The 458-nt window shown below is 38.2% G+C and carries 1 pseudogene; it reads right to left on the bottom strand.

Annotation, left to right across the window (positions count from 1 at the left end):
- Positions 1-101: 101 nt before the first annotated feature.
- A pseudogene (locus tag A9G44_RS13500) lies at positions 102-458 on the bottom strand (hypothetical protein); the annotation flags it as partial.

Raw genomic sequence — 458 nt, 5'->3', positions numbered from 1 at the left:
TTTTTAGTAAAAATATAATTAGTGCGCTACTGATGAGTAATGCAATGATGGTTAGTTTTTTTGTCATGATTATTGCCTATTAATAACCCCATGATTTACATTTATAAAACATATCCGCCACTCTGGCCGCCCGTCAAACGTAGCTCACCATCAGGCCCAAAACTGTAATAATGTACGCCTATAGTGCTCTCCCCCAATACGGCTTCCTCTAAACCGCCATAGCCTTTATATAGACTATAAATATCTTTATTTTTTATCCAGTTTGGGACGTTTTCCATATGGTAATAAAAAGTCACCATTCTCATCCCTTGCATTTGATCATCAACCTCATCAATTTTTTCAACCACCACTTTGCCAAAACAGAAATTTGTTCCCCCCCACCATTTTTTATCAAGATATTTACGCCCTTCATCCGTTAAATTATAGCGGTATAGTGGCTTGTCGCCATCGTGACCGAC

It is taken from the genome of Gilliamella sp. Occ4-3, assembly GCF_001690675.1.
Taxonomy (GTDB): Bacteria; Pseudomonadota; Gammaproteobacteria; order Enterobacterales; family Orbaceae; genus Gilliamella; species Gilliamella bombi.
This window is presented reverse-complemented; position numbering and strand designations above follow the sequence as displayed.